An 18,970-nucleotide genomic window follows, 5' to 3' on the forward strand; every position below is an offset into this window, starting at 1 on the left:
GAGTACCGGATTGACGCCCAAATTACCTCTAGAAGTAGAATTTGGAAAGATGTCTAAAAGACCTGATTGGATTAAGGTTAAAGCTCCTAACTCTTCAGAATATTATAATACAAAAGATTTAATAAAAAATCTCAAGTTAAATACTGTATGTGAGGAAGCTGCTTGCCCTAATATTGGTGAATGCTGGTCAAAGAAACATGCAACTGTGATGATTCTCGGCTCGGTTTGTACTAGAGCTTGCAGATTTTGTAACGTTAAAACTGGCAGACCGGATTTACTTGATCCGCATGAACCGCAAAGACTAGCGGAGGCAGTACAAAAGCTGGGTCTTAAACATGTAGTAATTACTTCGGTTGATCGTGACGATCTAGAGGACGGCGGAGCTACGCATTTTGCTGAGTATATTAGTGCAATTCGTAAGTCTTCACCAAATACTACTATCGAGATTTTAACCCCTGATTTTTTAAGAAAAGATGGAGCAGCTGAAATAATAGCGAACGCAAAACCTGATGTTTTTAACCATAATGTTGAGACTGTCCCATCTTTATATAAGACAATTAGACCAGGAGCTAGATATTATAATTCTCTAAGTTTACTCCATAATATCAAGAAATTATCACCGGAAGTTTTTACAAAATCCGGTATGATGGTAGGGCTTGGGGAAGAAATCAGCGAAGTAGTGCAAGTTATGGATGATTTAAGGGAAGCAAAGGTTGATTTCCTGACTATTGGGCAGTATTTGCAACCTACGAAGAATCACGCAGAAGTGGCAAAATATGTTACTCCTGAAGAGTTTAAATATTTAGAGCGAGTAGCACGCACAAAAGGATTTTTGATGGTTTCAGCAAGCCCTCTAACCCGCTCTTCATACCATGCTGACGAGGATTTTGAGAAGTTAAAGGAAAATTATAGGCATCGTCATTGCGAGGAAAGGCGAAGCCTTGACGTGGCAATCTCATAAAACAGTATAAGTTCCTGAGATTGCTTCGTCAAATTACTTTGTAATTTTCCTCGCAATGACGACAAAAATTATATAATAATGATAAACGTAGAGATTATAAAAAACTACAGCAAATGGCGTGAGCATAAGCAAATAAATAAGGCTTTGATTAAAAAAATTACTCAAAAAACCTTATCGCAATTCGAAAATTTTAGTGAAATAAAACAATTCGAACTATCGATTTTGCTGACAAATAACGAAGAAATATTGACCTTAAACAAGCAATTTCGTAATATAGAAAAAGCAACTAACGTTCTTTCTTTTCCTGCTAATGAATTAAATTGGCAAGATTTACATTTTAGCGGTAACAAGGTAGTATCTAGTAATCAGCCTATTATCCTTGAAAATTTAGGGGATTCTGATTATATGCATTTAGGGGATATAGCATTTTGCTATGATGTAATATATAATGAATCATACGAGCAACAAAAAACTTTTGAGAATCACTTTATTCATCTTTTAATACATAGTATTTTACACTTAATCGGGTTCGATCATCAAAATGACACAGAAACAAAGATCATGGAAAATCTAGAAATCGAGATATTAGCACATTTCGGTATATCCTCGCCCTATTTATTAACTAAATAAAAAAATTTATGTTAAAATCTTCAAAAAAAGAAGATGACAATAAAAAGAATCACGATAATAAGTCAATTTTTCACTTACGAAAATTATTCTCACCGATAAAATCTTTATTTTCAAATAAAGTACCGGATGATTTCTTTAGCGTTATAAAACGTTTAAAAACTAATAGTCAGAAAATGACTTTAGATGAACGTAATATTTTAGCTAATTTGCTAAAATTAAAAGGCAAAACCATTGAAGACATAATGGTACCACGCTCTGATATTGCAGCAATAAAACTTACTACAAATATAGAAGAATTAAACGAATCTATTAAAGTAAAAATTCCACATACCAGAACTCTAATATATGATGGTACTTTGGATAATATAGTTGGTTTTATTCACATCAAAGATCTATTTAAAGCATTAGTTACGAAACAAAATTTTCGCTTAAAAAAGCTAATACGTAAGCATATAATCGCTGCTCCCTCTATGAAGCTATTAGATTTGCTTGCAAAAATGCGTCGTGAGAAAACCCATATTGCTATAGTTATTGACGAGTATGGCGGTACTGATGGCTTAGTTACGATTGAAGATGTTATGGAAGCATTAGTTGGGCGAATCGATGATGAGCATGATCAGAAATCAGAGTATGATAACTATAAGGTCATCAATAACTCAACAATTATTTCAAATGCACGTGTTGAAGTAGAGGTGCTTGAAGAGATAATCGGCGAAAAGCTAAAAGATGATGATGATGAGTTTGATACTATAGGTGGTTTAGTGCTGACAAAAATGGGGAATGTTCCAGCGGTGGGTACTAAAATAAATGTTTCAGAAAATATTGAAATTGAAGTAACGGATGCAAATCCTCGCTCATTAAAGCAAGTCAAGATTACGCTTAAGAACAGTTTAAAACGTGCTAAATCATCTTAAATCTTTATTACAAAACTATAACAGCATCCACCCCGAAGAAATTCTTTCCAAAGAAAAAATGCTAGAGTTTTTGGATAAGCACTTAAATTTGGTTACAAGTGACTTAAAAATGCAGCTAAATTCAAAAAGCTTCAGACAAGATGAATTTGAAGATGAGCCTGCGGAGCGTACAAAGGTACGTGAGCAAAGGCGAATATCAAAAAATTCGCTTGTATCAAGCTTTTTGAATGACGTTGCAGGGCATTTTACTGCCTCTGCGTTCCTACTCAATCATGATCAAACTAAGTTTCTATTGATGCATCATAAAAAGCTTAATAAATGGCTTCAACTTGGTGGGCATTGTGAGAGTGATGATATACTAGCTGAAGCAATTAGAGAAACACAAGAAGAATCAGGCATTAATGAGATTGAGGCAGTAAGTAATAATATTTTTGATATAGACGTTCATTATATCCCCCAAACGCCTAAAGATCCCTCTCATTATCATTATGATATACGTTTTTTATTAAAAACAATAGATAATGATAATTTTATAAAAAACAATGAATCACATGAACTAAAGTGGTTTAGTTTTTCTGATTATCCACAACTAGGTGTAGAATTAGAACGCTCCGTTACTCGCATGATAGAGAAGTTTAAGAATGTATAGCCGAAGCGGAATAAAAAGGATATGTATGTCATCCCGTGACTTGATCACGGGATCCAGAAAAGCCTTTAAAAGCACTGGATTCCGTGGTCGTAGCCACGGAATGACAGATTAACGGTATAACCATTTTATCTAGGTTTAGCTATATAATTTATATTCAAGGTATAAATTATACATCACTTATTTAACACAATTTAAATATTTTTTTATAATTGCCAACTCTATTTAATATTTCTACCTAGAATTTAAAAAATATTTTGTTAATATCATAACACAAACTAACAAAGGAGAAATATTATGTCTGAATCAGAAAATAATTCGAAAGAATCATTATTAGAAGGGGCAAAAAATCTAATAAATACAACGCAAAAAATATTAGATACAGCGAAAGAGGCACTAGACCATCCTGAATCATTATTAGGCAAGGCAAAGGACTTAATGAAGAGTTCAAAGGAACAAGAGCAAGAAAAAAAAGCAGATTCAACTGAATCAAAAGAATAATGTTAAAGCTTTTGATTAAAATAACAAAATGGATAAATATACTTTTGATAAAGCTTATTGTTAATTTTATTATAATGGTTTAAACACCATTAAGAAGAAAATAACAATCAAACTAATAAATGCTGACCATCCTAAGTAAAACCATAATTTAAATAATTTATAATATTTCTCTGGTAAAGAAGCTTGCTGTTTTAATGCCTCAACTGCCATATTTCGTAGTTGAATTTGGATCCATAAAACTGGAAGCCAACAAATCCCGGCGATTAAATATCCTATATAAGTTAAGAAAAGCCATAATTCCGAATAATTATGACCAAGCATATTTACTAATATTATGCCACTAACTGGTTGAATTATCACAGTTGGAGTAGTAAAAAGAAAATCAGCAATAACTGTAGTCCGAGCTGCATATGCTTTTGCGTACAAATCACCAGTTTTATTTGCCCACCACATAAAAAAAGCAGTGCCAATGCCAGTACCAAATAAAATAGTAGAGCTAATAATATGAATAGTTTTTATAAAAAGATATGCCATTATTTATCTCTTTCTATAGCCATTATTACTAAAGTAAGTAATATTATCGGAATATTTTTTAGTATTGGACCTAGAGGATCCAACCATAATATTGGCTTAAGATACGTTAATAGTGAAGTATAAGATAATATTAGTAAAATTTGTAAACTACATATACTGCTTATTTTATTCTTGATAATTAGTAAAATTCCCAGAATAATATCCATAAAGCAGCTTCCATATAATATGTAAGGTGCTATTTGCTTATTAAAACCCAGTGATATTATAATTTGCTTGCTAGCATCATAAGCAAAAATACTTGAAATAATTCCTGTCATTATCCAAAATAACCCTAAGGCAATTTTTATTATAGGTTTTAGAAAATAAAGCCTAGCATGCCATATAGATTGTACGGTTAAAGGTTCTGTTGTAAGACCTTGCTGCAAGTTTCTAGGAATTATAGAAGTAAAATCAATAAAATCTTTTTTATTAGCAATATTAGGTTGAAGCAACATATTATACGCTGTAGAATTAATAGGTCCTATTTTGAAAAAACCCCCTAATTTAGAGGCTATTTTAATGAATATTAAAGGAATTTTTATTAGTCTTGCAGGTTCTACTCCAAGCCATCTTCTAAATCCAATTAAGATGTCTTTCATAGTAACTATATCAGGTCCAACTATTTTTAATAATCTACAAATTTTTCCTTTTCTTTCTACGCAATGAATGATTACTTTCGCTAGATCTTCAATATGGATAGGTTGAAATTGTTGTAAACCGTCACCTATCAGAGGAATAAAATACGGTAATGCTGCTAAAACCCTAAATAATGATGTACCGCCATAGCAACCGCTCGCATAAATGAGAGAAGGTTGTAAAATTACCCAATCTATATTTTCTAATTTTTGTAAATACCTTTCTATTGCTTTTTTAGTTAAAGCATAAGCAGTGTTTTCTTCATCATCTATTCCAAGAGCTGAAATATGAATAATTCTTTTTACGTTAGTAAGAGTACACGCCTTAAATAGAGCTTTTAGACCGTTGATATGAACATTTTCAATATTATTAGCACGACTAGACGTTAACACACCTGAGACATTAATTACTATATCTATTTTCTCTAATTTATTTATCCAATCTTGGGAGCTAATATCTGTATTAAAATCACAATGTATAATTTCTGCAGTAGGGAATTTTTTTCTAGTAGATTCAATATCTCTAACGGCACATACTACTTTATAATTACTTTTTAACAATGCAGCAGTAATATATGATCCAATAAAACCGTTAGCTCCAGTTACTAATATTCTCATGTTCAATGTCAATTATCTCTATCAATTTGTAATTCTTATAAGGTGTGGGATCGTTCACATATTCCATTAGTTTGAGGATTATAGGCTTTAAATAAGCTTTATTCTAGTAATTCAAAATTAGTAGATCCTTATCAATTCTAAAACCTTTAAAGCGTTCAAGTACTGACATACCAAGAAGAGAAACATCAAGATCACCAAGTCCGATATGTCCACTAACATCCTTAAATTCTTTTCCTAATTATTACACTATCTAATTTTATAGGAGCGGCTTTATTCTCACCATTAGCAGTTAGATAGGTTCTAGTATATTTTAACTGAGTTAGATCAAACCCTAATTTTTGAGCATCTTCTTTGGTTAAAGCTACATCACTTGCCCCTGTATCAATCATGAAGCTTATCTTAACATTATTCACAACAGCATCAATATAAAAATGTCCATCTCCGCTACGAGCTATGATTATTTCGCCAGCTTCCGTAGACCAATTATATGATGGAATCAACACCGATGCTACCCTTTGGTAAGCATAATTTAGTTCAAATCTAAAAGCATAGCCGATGATTATAACTAAAAAAATTGCTGCCCAAGCTGCTAATTGCAAGCAAAATTTACGTATTTCATTTTGACTTATAGTGCTATAAATTATGCTAAATAATATTAGTAATGAGGCACAAAAACTTCCGATATTTTGCGGCTCTTTGAAAAACTTTGGATAGTGCTGATTGATATATTTATATACTAAGCCGGTTACAAATATAGTACTGCAAATTATAAATATAAGTTTTATGTATTTTCTGTCCATATTGAAAGTATAACAATTAATATCAAAAGTGGAAGCCGCCTTTTATTTTTGATACTTTTTAATTTGTTCTTTTCTATAAGGAGGTGCAGAAATGCACTTCTTTATAGAAAATCTCCGATATTCTCTAAAAACAACCTAGCCCTATGAGAAGCTGGTTTGCTAAAAAACTCTTGTGCCGGCTGATTTGCTAAAATCTGTCCTTGATCCATAAAAATAATACGATCAGCTATCAGTTTTGCAAATTTTAAGTGATGGGTTACTACCACCATACTCATTTGCTCTTTTAGTAAATTAATATTCTCGATCACATCCTTAATATTTTCAGGATCTAATGCCGATGTTGGCTCATCGAACAATAAAATTTCTGGCTTCATCATTAAAGCCCTTGCTATTGCAATACGCTGCTTCTGCCCGCCGGACAAATTTGCCGGATATGAGTCAAATTTCTGACTTAGTCTAAATTTCTCAAGTAGTTCTTTTGCTTTTAATATAGCTTCATCTTTTGGAATTTTTAAAACATTTACCGGTGTATAAATCAGATTATCACCTACGCTTAAATGCGGAAAGAGGTTAAAATTCTGAAAAACCATCCCGACCTTTAGCCGCAATTTTCTTCTATCTTTTGACAGCAGTTTTTTGCCGTCTACAAGCAAAGTTCCACTAGTCGGTTCTTCTAAATTATTTAAAACACGTAGTAAAGTAGTCTTACCACCTCCTGACGGACCAATTATTACAGTGGTTTCTTTAGCAGTAAAACTTAAATCTATATTTTTAATGCCGTAATTTTTGCCGTAACGCTTACAAACTTTTTCTAAAATAATCATATATTAAACTTATAACCGTCATAAAGCGGTTTAACATTATCTGGAAGTATTTTTATAATTTCGTGATAATCTATAGTATGACGCATATTTGTCAATAATATTTGCTCTGGTTTATATTTCTCTCGCCACTCTAACACTTTATCAAGCCCTGCATGGTTTTTATTTGAAGTATAATCCATACAATCTAAAATCCATATTTTTATATTCTGCAAAAATTTCTCTGACTCAGGCGGAAAATTAATAACATCAGGCGAATAAACAAAATCACCTATCCGTAAACCTAAACTATCGATAGGACCATGATTTTGCCTAAAAAATTGTATTTCAATTGTGTTAATCTTAATTTTATCAAAAAAACCAATATTTTTAGTTTCAAGAACTGGACCTTGCATAAATGAATTATAACCAAATAAATAGTCGAAACTTTTATGTAAATTTGCTGCTGTATTCTCGTCTGTATAGATTTCTAATGCCTTTTTTTCTATAAAAGAAAATATTCGTAAATCATCAATTCCGTTAACATGATCGGAATGATAATGCGTTAATACTGCACAATCAAGTTTATTTATCTTTTCTCTTACTAACTGATTTTTGATATCAAAGCCAAAATCAACTAATATTTGACTATTTTCATCGTTGATATATATTGCTGATCTAGTTCTTTTATTGTACTTTGAATCTGATAAACATACAGAGCAACTGCATCCGATAACCGGTACGCCTATAGATGCTCCGCAGCCCAGTATTGTCACCTGTAACATAAACTAATAAAATAATGTTTGAAATTTTTTATAATTTTTGCGGTTTAAACCAAGAAATATTTTTATTCTTAAATAAAATTACTAATATCGGGCTGTTTGCCTATTTTTTAAGAATATTTTCTTTTTGTTTTAATATCGCTAATTTTGCTATTATATATATTTTATACTGTATATATCTTTATATTCAACTAAAGAAAATCAAAAACGATAATGAGCGACAAAATAAATTTTGGCATAATTATAATAAATTAGTTGAAATCGGGATAGTATATGGCGTATTTGGTTTGGTCTTTACTGCTCTTAAATTTACTGTTAATTTACCACGCCCTTATTGTAGCCTACCTGAGGGAAGTTTTATCACTATATTAAATACTGCAAGTGAAAGATGCTTATCGAGTTTTCCAAGTAGTCACGTAGCACTTAGCGTTTTATTAACGTATTTTATTTGGAATTATGTAAAATTACCAGTTAAAATATTAATGATTTGTGTTATTATATTAGTGTCTCTATCTCGCATTAGTCTTGCTATGCACTATCCAAGCGATATAATTTATGGTATTATCACCGGGCTTATAACAATATTAATTGGTAAGCTAATTTACCGAATTTTTAAAAATAATGTAATAAAGTGGGTGGGCAGGTTTATTCTTCGTCATTGCGAGGAAAAACTGTAAGTTTTGACGAAGCAATCTCAGGAGTTTTTCTTTATGAGATTGCCACGTCGCTACGCTTCTCGCAAGGTATTGTTGCGTGGATACCAAATCGTCTGAGCTACGCGACTGCAAGGAGCGTGACAATCCAGAAAAAAATAATAAAAAATGTTATAAAGTTAGCATTTTTTACTGGATTGCTTCGTCAATTACTTCGTAATTTCCTCGCAATGACGAAAAAACCTAATAATAACAACGTTTATTTTTTTCCGGACACTACTATGCCTATGCGGGAATGACATAAAAACCAGGGGATAACACCACAACCAATTTTCAAATAAAATAAGTATATATGTTACTATATCGAAAATATTTTATAAAAAATATCCTACCTCTGCTTATAGTCATTACTTTTTCAATGACTAGCTTGGTATGGATTACTCAAGTATTAAAGCTTTTATATTTATTTGACAAAGGTATAAAAGTTATGGATTTCTTGAGTTTAATAATTTTAGTACTGCCTACCTTACTATTTATTCTGTTACCCATCATAACAGTTATTACAATAATTTATATTTATAATAACCTAAAAATTGAGAGGCAATTAATTATATTACAAACTTCGGGAGTAGGTAACCTACAATTAGCCTTACCTGCTTTATATGTTGCATTGATAGTCGCATTACTTGCTTACTACATATCTTCTACAGTCATGCCTTTATCTCATATAAATTTAAAATCACGTTTAAGCTTTATAAAGAATAACTACATATCAAGTATGATTGAGGAAAAAACTTTTAACAAAATAACGAAAGATATTACTGTTTATATAGATAAAAAATCTGCAGGGAATGTTATGAAAGGCGTAATCATATTTGATAACCGCAATGCTGATAACCCATCTGTAGTATTTGCAAATTCCGGAATACTTGATATGTATGAGAATGATCCTATTTTTGAGCTTAGTAAGGGTAGTAGGCAAGAATATGACATAAATGGGAATATAACGCAGCTAACTTTTGATTCATTGATGATAAAGCTGCAAAATGATAATCCGTTAATATCACAAAGAACAACACATAATAAGGAAGCAAACGAATATTATATTGAAGAATTGCTTGAACCTCCTGTTGATTTAAATCCCATGAAAAAAATTAAATTAATTGCCGAAGCCCACCAACGAATCATCTGGTCTTTATATAATTTTGTATTACCATTTTTAGCATTGGCAGTTTTCTTAAAATATCCCTACAGCAAAAAAACAACTTTCATGCCGATATTATTTGCTGCTTTATCAGTATTAATAGCTACTTCTGCTCACTTTACATTACAAAACTTTGCTTCAAAAAATTTAGCTTTTATTACTGCTTGCTACTTGAATATATTCTTTATTTTATCAATAGGGTTATATTTATTTATACGTAAAAGAATATAGCTAAAATATATTATTAGTATTTTTTAGCTGGACCTAGTTCCCAAGCCACGGGGGACATTGCCCGCGTGGATCGAAAAGCACTTTCAATGTCATCTAGTTGCTTGACCACGGCATCCAAAAAATAATAAAAAATACTAATTTTATTAGTATTTTTAACTGGATTCCGCTACAAGTGAGCTAGATGACAACTGGAAAACTGATCCACGCAACAAGGTTCCCACGGCATGACACAAAGGGTGTTTTTCAAGCTATGTGACTCTGTATTTCGTTATTATCTCCTAAAGCTACAACTTCGTTTGGATTAAGTGGTGGTACATTCTCATTTCCTGGTGGATTTGGTGCTGATGGCTCTGGTGCTTGTGACTGCTGCGGTTGTGGCTCTGGCTGAATCACTGCTTGTGGTTGTGGTGGATCAATTTCATCATACAGATCTTTATATTGCGTTTCTTGAGGTATCTTAGTAGTATTATTAAGCAACTTCTTAGTTCCTACCAAAAATAACTTTCCTAAGGTTTTCTCTTTAAATATACTAAGATCTTCGAACTCACCTTTCTCACGTTTAGCTTTCAGGAAAGAAAGATTTGACCCCTTTCCTCTAATTTCATTAATTTTTACTTCTAGTTCTATTTGCTCTTTACTATCGTTAGTAAGCCCCTGGGCTTCTTGAAATTTATACTCTGCTTTTCTGAATAAACCTAATTTTAATAAATATTCTCCTAAAAATTTGCATAATTGTTTTTGAAAATCATCTTTTATATCTCTTGGTTGTTTATTGAAAATTCCTGTAAGAATTTTATCGCATTCTTCAATATAACGCACATTTACGCTTATCATAAAATATTTTATGGCTTCCAAAATTAAAGGGATGGAGTGCTCGCTTTGATTTGTGCTATCGTAAGATTTACCTAAGTTTAAAAGTAAATTACCTATCTTTGAACAAATAACAGAAAAAGTAGTTTTACACTCCCCAGAACCATACATAAAACTATAATCTTTTTCAGCTTTTGTATTTTCACAATATTCTTTTAGTTCTATTTTTAAAGCTTCGATATATTCTCTAACTGCTAAAAGCGAATATAGCTTTTTCTCGTTTGCAGCAAGCCAATTATTATTTTTATATGATATGCCTAAATATTTATCATCAACCTTAATACTGCCCGCAAGACCAATATTATTTTCATATAACATACCTAAAAAATAATGCGATTTAGCTTTCATTTCATTAGCAGTAAAATTAGCACTATATTGTTCTGTTTTTGAAAATTTGCCTGCACTAAAATCATTAAGCCAACTTAGCACTTCTTCATAATAATCAAATTGCTGTTGATTATTTTCTGTGCTATTAGTAGCTTTATAAGGTTCTAATTTTATATCTATGATAGCCTTACTTAGTAAATCTTCCTCAATTAAAATTTTTCCTGCAATATCAACCACTTTTTTAAGTGGTTCAAATATTGCGGAGTGAGGGAAGAGTTTTTTGCAGAATGATAGAGCTTCCAATTGCTGCTTTATAAAATATACATAATTTCCTAATTTTTCTTGAAAAAGATTTTGTTCTTCATTAGTAGTTCCTTTTACATTATAAAACTTCCTTATAATTTCCAGAAATGCAGAAATCATTTTAAAATGCTTATTAATGTTGTTAGTATAAACATCTTTCAATTCTTTTATTTCTTGTAATGCTGAAAAAGTTTTTTTATTAACTACTTCTATAGGGCTTATTGCTTCTGGTAATATTGTTTTTGGTAGATAGCTTTTTAACAAATCATAATGCTTGGAAAACATTTCTGAAGCTAATTCTTGCTGTAGATTAAGCCTGAAAAACGAATAAATAGGATTCTCTATAAATTCTTTATTAGCTTTAAAAAACTTTATGATAATTTTACCTACTACCCCAATATTGTAGTTGATCATTTCAGCTAAAACTTCTGGTAACTCTATTACACTTTTTTTATACGAAATAGGACTTATATATACTTCTTTTAATCCCCACCATTTATCTGTTCCTAATAAATCCTTAAGATTCAGTGATTCGGAAAATGGTTCTTCAGAGGTTGCTTTTTTGAATAAATGAACAGACTTAATTAACTGGGATATTACAAGTTTCTCTGCATCTTTTGAGTACTTAATAAGGTTTTCTAAATATTTTTTTATTTCTATAACTTTCTTATCTTTTTTTTCTATTGTTCCACAATCAGTTGCAAAATTTACTATATAAAATAATGCATCATTGAGATTTTCTTGAACTTCTTTAGTTAATACATTAGTTTCATTTTTAAAAAACTTGATAAATTCGTTTATAGTATCAGTAATTATTGGTTTCGAACTGTTATCTATGATAATTATTCCAAATTTAATTTTTGCTGCCAATTTAATTATTTGCCAATAAGAATATAAGTCTAAAATTTCTTGTACTTGATTTATCACCCCGCCATGTATGCCAGAGCATTCCATAATATTTATTGCCAAATCTTTATTTAAAAAATTATTAACACGCTTATAATCATCTTCTTTATTTGTATTATCTGGGTTAGCTGGGTTATCTAAATTATTTTGACTGCTTTGATTAGCTGGGTTATTTTGATTATTGTCGATGATTTGGCTATGCCTTATCTTTTTATTATGTTCAGAATCTACAGGTTTTAATTTATTTAATTCTGTTACTGTAAATTTTTCTACAGTTTTAGAATCGCTTAATTGACACCCAATTACTGTTTTACCAACTTCTTCTAGTCCAAACAACATCAATACTTTATCTAAATTCCCTCTCCCGATAATTTCATTATAACTTTCCGTAATAAGCCTAAAAAGTATCCCAGCATCCTTACGTACTTGCTCTTCTAACGCAGAACGGGTTGTATTAACTCGTAAATTTTCATTTTCAATAGTATAGTCTAAATTTTTTTCTTGTAATTTTTTTAAATAAGCATTTATGGCTTCTTTATCAAAAATATTTATCGCCTTGCCGCTACTAGTTTTTATTTCAATTTTATCTGCAGCATTTTCCGTATAATGAAACTCCATGAGATTTTCATATTGACCTGGAAGATAAACTAATAATTCTTGTAATACCTTATTATATTCTTTTATATTTAATAAAGTTTTGATTCCAAACGCAGTTATTTTTTCATTATCTGCTAAAGAAAAATGCCTTATCTTATCATTATACCAGAAAATATTTGCAAAATATCTCGCATCTACATCATCAAAATCACAATATTTTTTCAATAGTTATATCATTTCTTAAACAATCTGCTAAAAATTCTCTATCTTCTTTTTTTGAAAAATTATAACTAAACTCAAAAGATTTAGCAGGAATAAACTTTTCAATAGCACCAGCTGGCTTTTCTAATTTTTCATTGAACTTATTACGGAAATTATTAAATAGATAAGCAAAAACTTCTTTGTATGCAGGAGGGTTATGAGATTCTGATTTAGGGGTTAATATTTTTCCAATATTAATATGTTCTATCTTGGACTGAGCTGTAGCATCCTTACTTTTTTCTTTGCTAAATAAATCATTAAAATATTCTGGAAATTCATCTATATTATTTACTGTTTTCTCTATTTCTGTTTTATGTTCTTGCTTAGGACTTCCTACTATACTATTAAGCCACCACATAATATTTTACCTATGATATTTATTTCATTACAAATAAAATCATCTTTGATCTGTAAGTTGAATAAATAAATATTAACACTACTTAAAAATTTTCATAAATAAGTAAATTTACAACAAGAATTAAAAGGATGTCATTGCGAGGAAAGTTTGTTGTCATCCCGTGGCTTGGGAACTAGATCCAGAAAATAATAAAAAATACTAATTTTATTAGTATTTTTAACTGGCTCTAGTTCATAAATCACGGGATGACAGGGGGAGAATGATCCACGCGGGCAATGTCTCCTCACAATGACAATTAATCCTTAATAGTCTGAAGGGCTAGTTTGATTATTTTTGTGATACCAGTATTGGTATAGGTAGAGATAGGGAAAATTTCTTTACCGGTGATTTTTTGCAACTGAGTTGTTTTTTCTTTTATTTCCTCATCAGTTAAAACATCGATTTTATTAAGGCAAATAATTTGGGTTTTATCTTTTAAATAATCTGAATAAGATTCAAGTTCTGTGCGTACTATATTATAATCAGCAACAACGTCTTCGCTACTGCCATCTATTAAATGAATCAGCACGTTACATCTTTCAATATGCTTTAGGAATTTATCGCCCAAGCCATGACCTTGACTAGCTCCCTCTATTAAGCCTGGAATATCGGCTATAACAAACTCTTCATCATCAATATATACTACTCCAAGATTCGGCACTAAAGTAGTGAAAGGATAATCGGCAATTTTAGGTTTAGCTGCCGATACTACTGATAAAAAGGTAGATTTACCGGCATTAGGCAAACCCACAAGCCCAACATCGGAAAGCAGCTTTAGGCTTAGCTGAACCCACATTTCTTCAGCAATTTCGCCCTCTGTTCTATGTCTTGGTGCTTGATTGACTGATGTTTTGAAATGGCTATTACCAAGACCGCCATTTCCGCCTTTAATTATTTCAAAAGTCCGATCATCTTCGGTAAAATCATGCAGCAATATATCGCTATCTTCTGCAAAAATTTGTGTACCGATCGGCACATCAAGAGTTAAAGATTTACCCGATTTACCGCTTTTATTTGAGCCTTTACCATTTTCACCACTATCTGCAATAAAATGCTGCTTATATCTATAATTTACTAGCGTATTAAGATGGTGATTGCTTCTAAAAATAATACTACCGCCACGTCCGCCGTCACCACCATCAGGACCACCTCGGTCAATAAATTTTTCACGGTGGAAACTAACGCAACCATTGCCACCATTCCCACCTTTTATATATATCTTAACTTCATCAATAAAATTCATATGCTCTTATTTTTTTGTTTCCAACGTCATTGCGAGGAGAATTACAAAGTAATTCGACGAAGCAATCTCAGGATGTTGGACAAGATTGCCACGCAAGCGATGCTCGCTCGCAATGACTATACGCTGTTTAAAAACGCATTATACCAAAATTTATCTCTCTTTAATAGTCTTATATTCTCTATGAACTTGACCAGTATAAAGCTGCCTTGGTCTGCTGATTTTCTGCTCAGGGTCTTCGTGCATCTCTTTCCATTGTGCCATCCAGCCTACTGTTCTTGCTGTGGCAAAAAGCACTGTGAACATCTGCGGGGATATACCCATCGCTTTATAAATAATACCCGAATAAAAATCAACGTTTGGATATAATTTTCTCTCAATAAAATACTCATCTTTAAGAGCAATAGCTTCAAGCTCTATAGCTATTTGTAGTAATGGGTTGTTATCTAGCTGCCCTAATTCTTTTAACACCTCCTTGCAGGTCTCTTTAAGCACTGCAGCACGCGGATCATAGTTTTTATATACACGATGACCAAAGCCCATTAGCCTAAAATTATCATTTTTATCTTTAGCCTTCGCTATATATTTGGGTATATTCTCTACACTGCCTATTTCTTTCAGCATATTTATCACTGCTTCATTAGCCCCGCCATGAGCAGGTCCCCAAAGCGATGCAATACCAGTACTGACGCAAGCAAAAGGGTTAGCTCCCGATGAGCCGGCAATTCTAACTGTTGAAGTAGAAGCATTTTGCTCATGATCAGCATGTAAAATAAATATCTTGTTTAAGGCATTTTTTATTACTGGATTTACTTTATATTTTTCACAAGGTGTGGCAAACATCATATGCAAGAAATTTTCAGTAAAATCTAAAGAATTATCGGGATAAACAAAAGGCTGACCTATAGAGTATTTATAAGACATTGCAACAATAGTTGGTATTTTAGCTATCATTCTAATAGCTGTAAGTTCATAATCTGCTTCTTTAAAAAAATTCAGCAAATCAGGATAAAATGCCGAAAGAGAACCAACCGCCGCAAGCATAATAGCCATAGGATGCGAAGAGCTACAAAACGTTTGGAATAAATAATGTAATCTTTCATTAACTAACGCATGATGAGCAACCTTTTTAGTAAAATCATTATACTGCTTACTATTTGGTAATTCCCCATAAATCAATAAATATGCCACCTCTAAAAAATCGCTTTTTTCGGCTAAATCTTTTATATCATAACCACGATGCTGCAAAATCCCTTGATCACCATCTATATAAGTTATAGTTGATCTACACGAAGCAGTAGACATAAAACCCGGATCGTAAGTAAAGCAATCCGCTTCAGAATATACTTTACTAATATCAATTACATCCTGCCCAATACTTGCTTTCAGTATGGGTAATTTGAATATTTTATCTCTAATCTTTAATTCAGCAAATTCGGAATTAGTGTTTTCACTGGTCATATATCCATACCTCAATATATTTTTGTATACTAGAAGTATAAACCTACTTTAAGAAAATGAGAAATTATTTTTATCTTTATGGGATTCAAGCATTACTTTGTTGTGTGTATTAAGGATCGTCATTGCGAGGAGCATAGCGACGAAGCAATCTCAGAAGTCTTATAATACTTCCTAAGATTACCGTATCTATACTTTTCTTAGAAGTGTCATAAAGCAAGCAGTTAGGCACTTAATATATTCGTTTAAAGCTTTTTTAACTATTCCGTTTAAACTATCACCATGTTGCATAGCATATAAACTTACTTCTTTATGTAACTCAGGATCAATTCTAACATTAAAACTGCCTTTGAAAGGTTTATCCGGAGCTTTACCTAATATATTACAATCTTCTAGATAACTATCCACGGCTTCATAAAATGATTTTATTAAAGTTTTAGCATCTGAGGCTTCGTAACTTACTAAATCTCTTATAAATTCTATTTTACCAAAAAATATTTCTTCCGAAGCATTAAAATGCACTGACCCAAAATAACCTTTATAACTTATAAAATCGTTTTTTGTCATATTAACACTATTATTGTTATTATTGTCACCCCGTGGTGGCATTGCCTGCGTGGATCATTTTCTCGTCATTGCGAGGAAAAACTGTAAGTTTTGACGAAGCAATCTCATCATTATTTCCTGAGATTGCCATGTCGCTTCGCTCCTCGCAATGACGACTTGGCATCCACGCGGGCAATGCCTCCCGTGGTCAAGCAACTAGATGACACATCTATAATCAAAAGTTGAATATACACACCAATTAGTATAAAGCAACTAAAATTAACCAGTTACCAAATTCTTACTTTCAAGATAATCTTTGATCTTTAGCAAATCATACCAAGAGGTGCGTTTTTGGCTAGGTTGGCGGAGTAAATAGGCGGGGTGGAAAATTGCCGTAGTCTGGATAGGAGCGGTTAGATATTTATTGGTGTAAAAATAATATTCTTGTCTAATTTTAGTAATACCGGCATTTTTCCCAAGTAGACTAGTTGCAGCAGTGCTACCAACTAAAATAATGAGTTTTGGGTTAACTAAAGCAATATGTTTCTCAACAAAAGGTCTACAAATATCTACTTCCTCTAAAGTCGGCTGTCTATTAGCAGGAGGACGCCAAAACACTGTATTGGTAATATAAGCATTATCTTTTCGTGAAATCCCGATTGCACGCAGCATGTTATCAAGTAAATTACCGCTCTCACCACAAAATGGTATACCTTTTAAATCCTCATTACTGCCAGGAGCTTCACCTATTAACATGATCTTAGCTGCCGGATTACCATCACCAAATACAGTATTAGTCGCTAACTTCTTCAGCTCACAGCCATTAAAATTTAGTAGAGATTCTTTTAGTTCTGCTATATTATTTGCTTTATCGGCAAGTGATCTTGCAAGGCTTATATTATCATGTGTTTTATCGTTCATATTAAACCCGATTTCTTTTTGAGGCGTAGGTTTTGCTTGTGGCTTTTCGACCGGTTTGATATTATCACTTACTTTTAATTTTGGCGGATGCTCTGAGCAATAATATTCAACCCCAATTGCATTTAGCCATTTAAATGTATTATTCATTAAATAAATTAAATATGTTAGAATATTCTGTACCTACTGAACTAAGCGGCTTAAGGCTTGATAAAGCTTTATCTCAGCTTCTTGAAAATGTCTCACGCAACCAGATTCAAAAAGCAATTAAAAGTTCTTGTGTACAAATTAACAATGTGATTATTCTCGATTCTGATATTTTGGTCAAGGAGAATGATATTATATTATTCTCTTTCAAAGAACCAGAAGAGTTAACAATAGAAGCAGCTGACATAAAACTTGATATAGTTTATGAAGATGAAGATTTAATAGTTATCAACAAAGCTGCCGGTATGACTGTCCACCCAGGGGCAGGACATCATGATGATACGCTTGTTAATGCCCTACTCCACCATACAAAAAACCTATCCGATATCGGTTCATCAGAAAGACCTGGAATAGTGCATCGTTTAGATAAGGACACGACGGGCTTGATGGTAGTTGCTAAAAATAATAAAGCACATATGTTGCTTGCCAATCAGATTGAACAAAGGCAGGTCGTACGGAAATATAAGGCTTTAGTTTGGGGAGTAATTAATCCGTTAGAGGGAACGATTAAAAATAATATAGGTCGCAGTCGAAGCAATCGGCAAAAAATGACGATATTGAAGTATGGTGGGAAAGAAGCCGTAACTTACTACAAAACTCTAGAGCTATTTTATGGAGGTAGCATTAGTATGGTAGAATGTAAGCTTGCTACCGGCAGAACTCATCAGATTAGAGTGCAGCTAAGCCATTTAAAGCATTCAGTGGTTGGTGATCAAACATACGGCAATAACGACCGAAAAATTAACCATGCTCCACCTGAACTAAAGGCAAAGTTACTAGACTTCAAACGCCAAGCTTTGCACTCTTGGTATTTAAGCTTTACTCATCCAACCAGTAATGAAGTTATGGAATTCTCTTGCGATTTGCCCGAGGATATGAAAGTGGTTATATCTACTGATGCATTACACAAATTTATTGAACTTAAAAAACGAGCTCCTTTGGGTAATGAAGAAGATATTTTAGAAATGAAAAATCTAGGTAGAAAATAATTT

At 32.2% G+C, this 18,970-nt stretch carries 19 protein-coding genes and 1 pseudogene; 8 read left to right on the plus strand and 12 right to left on the minus strand.

Annotated elements, in window-relative coordinates; translation table 11 throughout:
* Nucleotides 1-49 precede the first annotated feature (49 nt).
* The 5 genes from lipA to AAGD49_RS06900 all read left to right on the plus strand — a co-directional run bounded on the left by lipA (nucleotide 50) and on the right by AAGD49_RS06900 (nucleotide 3,652).
* Nucleotides 50-961, plus strand: a complete 912-nt coding sequence (lipA, locus tag AAGD49_RS06880; protein WP_410525921.1) for a lipoyl synthase — start codon at nucleotides 50-52, stop codon at nucleotides 959-961.
* Nucleotides 962-1,039: 78 nt separating this feature from the next.
* Nucleotides 1,040-1,591, plus strand: coding sequence for an rRNA maturation RNase YbeY (ybeY, locus tag AAGD49_RS06885; RefSeq protein ID WP_341788489.1), 552 nt, complete (start codon nucleotides 1,040-1,042; stop codon nucleotides 1,589-1,591).
* 8 nt (nucleotides 1,592-1,599) lie between these two features.
* A complete protein-coding gene (gene tlyC, locus AAGD49_RS06890) occupies nucleotides 1,600-2,505 on the plus strand; it encodes a hemolysin C (protein WP_341788490.1) in 906 nt (301 codons plus the stop codon).
* A complete protein-coding gene (locus AAGD49_RS06895) occupies nucleotides 2,489-3,154 on the plus strand; it encodes a palindromic element RPE3 domain-containing protein (protein WP_341788491.1) in 666 nt (221 codons plus the stop codon). The genes tlyC and AAGD49_RS06895 overlap by 17 nt, the downstream gene beginning before the upstream one ends.
* A gap of 294 nt (nucleotides 3,155-3,448) precedes the next feature.
* Complete coding sequence (locus tag AAGD49_RS06900) at nucleotides 3,449-3,652, plus strand: hypothetical protein (RefSeq protein ID WP_341788492.1); 204 nt, start codon at nucleotides 3,449-3,451, stop codon at nucleotides 3,650-3,652.
* A 69-nt stretch (nucleotides 3,653-3,721) separates the two neighbouring features.
* Here the strand turns inward: AAGD49_RS06900 and AAGD49_RS06905 are convergent, their stop codons facing one another.
* From AAGD49_RS06905 to AAGD49_RS06925, 5 genes and pseudogenes are all read right to left on the minus strand, one after another.
* On the minus strand, nucleotides 3,722-4,186 hold the full coding sequence (locus AAGD49_RS06905) for a DUF2269 domain-containing protein (protein WP_341788493.1): 465 nt from the start codon (nucleotides 4,184-4,186) through the stop codon (nucleotides 3,722-3,724).
* Nucleotides 4,186-5,478 (minus strand): NAD(P)H-binding protein, encoded by a 1,293-nt coding sequence (locus tag AAGD49_RS06910; RefSeq protein WP_341788494.1) that lies wholly within the window; start codon nucleotides 5,476-5,478, stop codon nucleotides 4,186-4,188. Before AAGD49_RS06910 ends, AAGD49_RS06905 begins: the two co-directional genes overlap by 1 nt.
* 103 nt (nucleotides 5,479-5,581) lie before the next feature.
* Nucleotides 5,582-6,278 (minus strand): annotated as a pseudogene (locus tag AAGD49_RS06915) (TIGR02281 family clan AA aspartic protease).
* Nucleotides 6,279-6,379: 101 nt separating this feature from the next.
* Nucleotides 6,380-7,102 (minus strand): amino acid ABC transporter ATP-binding protein, encoded by a 723-nt coding sequence (locus tag AAGD49_RS06920; RefSeq protein ID WP_341788495.1) that lies wholly within the window; start codon nucleotides 7,100-7,102, stop codon nucleotides 6,380-6,382.
* On the minus strand, nucleotides 7,099-7,863 hold the full coding sequence (locus tag AAGD49_RS06925) for an MBL fold metallo-hydrolase (RefSeq protein WP_341788496.1): 765 nt from the start codon (nucleotides 7,861-7,863) through the stop codon (nucleotides 7,099-7,101). The genes AAGD49_RS06920 and AAGD49_RS06925 overlap by 4 nt, the downstream gene beginning before the upstream one ends.
* Nucleotides 7,864-7,877: 14 nt before the next feature.
* Between AAGD49_RS06925 and AAGD49_RS06930 the strand changes: the two genes are divergently transcribed.
* Both AAGD49_RS06930 and AAGD49_RS06935 read left to right on the plus strand, forming a co-directional pair.
* Complete coding sequence (locus AAGD49_RS06930; RefSeq protein ID WP_341788497.1) at nucleotides 7,878-8,537, plus strand: phosphatase PAP2 family protein; 660 nt, start codon at nucleotides 7,878-7,880, stop codon at nucleotides 8,535-8,537.
* A 328-nt stretch (nucleotides 8,538-8,865) separates the two neighbouring features.
* Nucleotides 8,866-9,948 (plus strand): LptF/LptG family permease, encoded by a 1,083-nt coding sequence (locus AAGD49_RS06935; protein ID WP_341788498.1) that lies wholly within the window; start codon nucleotides 8,866-8,868, stop codon nucleotides 9,946-9,948.
* 243 nt (nucleotides 9,949-10,191) lie between these two features.
* Here the strand turns inward: AAGD49_RS06935 and AAGD49_RS06940 are convergent, their stop codons facing one another.
* The 7 genes from AAGD49_RS06940 to AAGD49_RS06970 form a co-directional block, all read right to left on the minus strand.
* Nucleotides 10,192-13,176, minus strand: coding sequence for a hypothetical protein (locus tag AAGD49_RS06940; protein ID WP_341788499.1), 2,985 nt, complete (start codon nucleotides 13,174-13,176; stop codon nucleotides 10,192-10,194).
* Entirely contained in the window at nucleotides 13,160-13,570 is a 411-nt protein-coding gene (locus tag AAGD49_RS06945; RefSeq protein WP_341788500.1) for a hypothetical protein, read from the minus strand. Before AAGD49_RS06945 ends, AAGD49_RS06940 begins: the two co-directional genes overlap by 17 nt.
* A gap of 295 nt (nucleotides 13,571-13,865) precedes the next feature.
* Nucleotides 13,866-14,852, minus strand: coding sequence for a GTPase ObgE (gene obgE, locus AAGD49_RS06950; RefSeq protein WP_341788501.1), 987 nt, complete (start codon nucleotides 14,850-14,852; stop codon nucleotides 13,866-13,868).
* Between the two features lie 150 nt (nucleotides 14,853-15,002).
* Complete coding sequence (locus AAGD49_RS06955) at nucleotides 15,003-16,310, minus strand: citrate synthase (protein WP_341788502.1); 1,308 nt, start codon at nucleotides 16,308-16,310, stop codon at nucleotides 15,003-15,005.
* Nucleotides 16,311-16,496: 186 nt separating this feature from the next.
* Nucleotides 16,497-16,874 carry a type II toxin-antitoxin system HicB family antitoxin gene (locus AAGD49_RS06960; protein WP_341788503.1) on the minus strand — a complete coding sequence of 126 codons (378 nt, stop codon included), beginning with the start codon at nucleotides 16,872-16,874 and terminating at the stop codon, nucleotides 16,497-16,499.
* A 25-nt stretch (nucleotides 16,875-16,899) separates the two neighbouring features.
* Complete coding sequence (locus AAGD49_RS06965) at nucleotides 16,900-17,037, minus strand: hypothetical protein (protein ID WP_341788504.1); 138 nt, start codon at nucleotides 17,035-17,037, stop codon at nucleotides 16,900-16,902.
* A gap of 95 nt (nucleotides 17,038-17,132) precedes the next feature.
* Nucleotides 17,133-17,921: a uracil-DNA glycosylase family protein gene (locus AAGD49_RS06970; protein WP_341788505.1), complete on the minus strand. Its 789-nt coding sequence runs from the start codon at nucleotides 17,919-17,921 to the stop codon at nucleotides 17,133-17,135.
* A gap of 14 nt (nucleotides 17,922-17,935) precedes the next feature.
* Here AAGD49_RS06970 and AAGD49_RS06975 point away from each other — a divergent pair, with 14 nt between their 5' ends.
* On the plus strand, nucleotides 17,936-18,967 hold the full coding sequence (locus AAGD49_RS06975) for an RluA family pseudouridine synthase (protein ID WP_341788506.1): 1,032 nt from the start codon (nucleotides 17,936-17,938) through the stop codon (nucleotides 18,965-18,967).
* The last annotated feature ends 3 nt before the right edge of the window (nucleotides 18,968-18,970 follow it).

This window comes from Rickettsia endosymbiont of Lasioglossum villosulum (genome assembly GCF_964026455.1).
In the GTDB taxonomy this organism is placed as follows: domain Bacteria; phylum Pseudomonadota; class Alphaproteobacteria; order Rickettsiales; family Rickettsiaceae; genus Rickettsia.

Bases quoted from the DNA above. Each gene is read 5' to 3' on its own strand.
- AAGD49_RS06930 (WP_341788497.1), top strand. From the start codon at position 7,878: ATGTTTGAAATTTTTTATAATTTTTGCGGTTTAAACCAAGAAATATTT.
- tlyC (WP_341788490.1), top strand. From the start codon at position 1,600: ATGTTAAAATCTTCAAAAAAAGAAGATGACAATAAAAAGAATCACGAT.
- AAGD49_RS06945 (WP_341788500.1), bottom strand. From the start codon at position 13,570: ATGTGGTGGCTTAATAGTATAGTAGGAAGTCCTAAGCAAGAACATAAA.
- AAGD49_RS06920 (WP_341788495.1), bottom strand. From the start codon at position 7,102: ATGATTATTTTAGAAAAAGTTTGTAAGCGTTACGGCAAAAATTACGGC.
- AAGD49_RS06910 (WP_341788494.1), bottom strand. From the start codon at position 5,478: ATGAGAATATTAGTAACTGGAGCTAACGGTTTTATTGGATCATATATT.
- AAGD49_RS06905 (WP_341788493.1), bottom strand. From the start codon at position 4,186: ATGGCATATCTTTTTATAAAAACTATTCATATTATTAGCTCTACTATT.
- AAGD49_RS06935 (WP_341788498.1), top strand. From the start codon at position 8,866: ATGTTACTATATCGAAAATATTTTATAAAAAATATCCTACCTCTGCTT.
- AAGD49_RS06960 (WP_341788503.1), bottom strand. From the start codon at position 16,874: ATGACAAAAAACGATTTTATAAGTTATAAAGGTTATTTTGGGTCAGTG.
- AAGD49_RS06900 (WP_341788492.1), top strand. From the start codon at position 3,449: ATGTCTGAATCAGAAAATAATTCGAAAGAATCATTATTAGAAGGGGCA.
- AAGD49_RS06965 (WP_341788504.1), bottom strand. From the start codon at position 17,037: ATGCCAAGTCGTCATTGCGAGGAGCGAAGCGACATGGCAATCTCAGGA.
- AAGD49_RS06955 (WP_341788502.1), bottom strand. From the start codon at position 16,310: ATGACCAGTGAAAACACTAATTCCGAATTTGCTGAATTAAAGATTAGA.
- AAGD49_RS06925 (WP_341788496.1), bottom strand. From the start codon at position 7,863: ATGTTACAGGTGACAATACTGGGCTGCGGAGCATCTATAGGCGTACCG.
- AAGD49_RS06975 (WP_341788506.1), top strand. From the start codon at position 17,936: ATGTTAGAATATTCTGTACCTACTGAACTAAGCGGCTTAAGGCTTGAT.
- ybeY (WP_341788489.1), top strand. From the start codon at position 1,040: ATGATAAACGTAGAGATTATAAAAAACTACAGCAAATGGCGTGAGCAT.
- AAGD49_RS06970 (WP_341788505.1), bottom strand. From the start codon at position 17,921: ATGAATAATACATTTAAATGGCTAAATGCAATTGGGGTTGAATATTAT.
- obgE (WP_341788501.1), bottom strand. From the start codon at position 14,852: ATGAATTTTATTGATGAAGTTAAGATATATATAAAAGGTGGGAATGGT.
- lipA (WP_410525921.1), top strand. From the start codon at position 50: ATGTCTAAAAGACCTGATTGGATTAAGGTTAAAGCTCCTAACTCTTCA.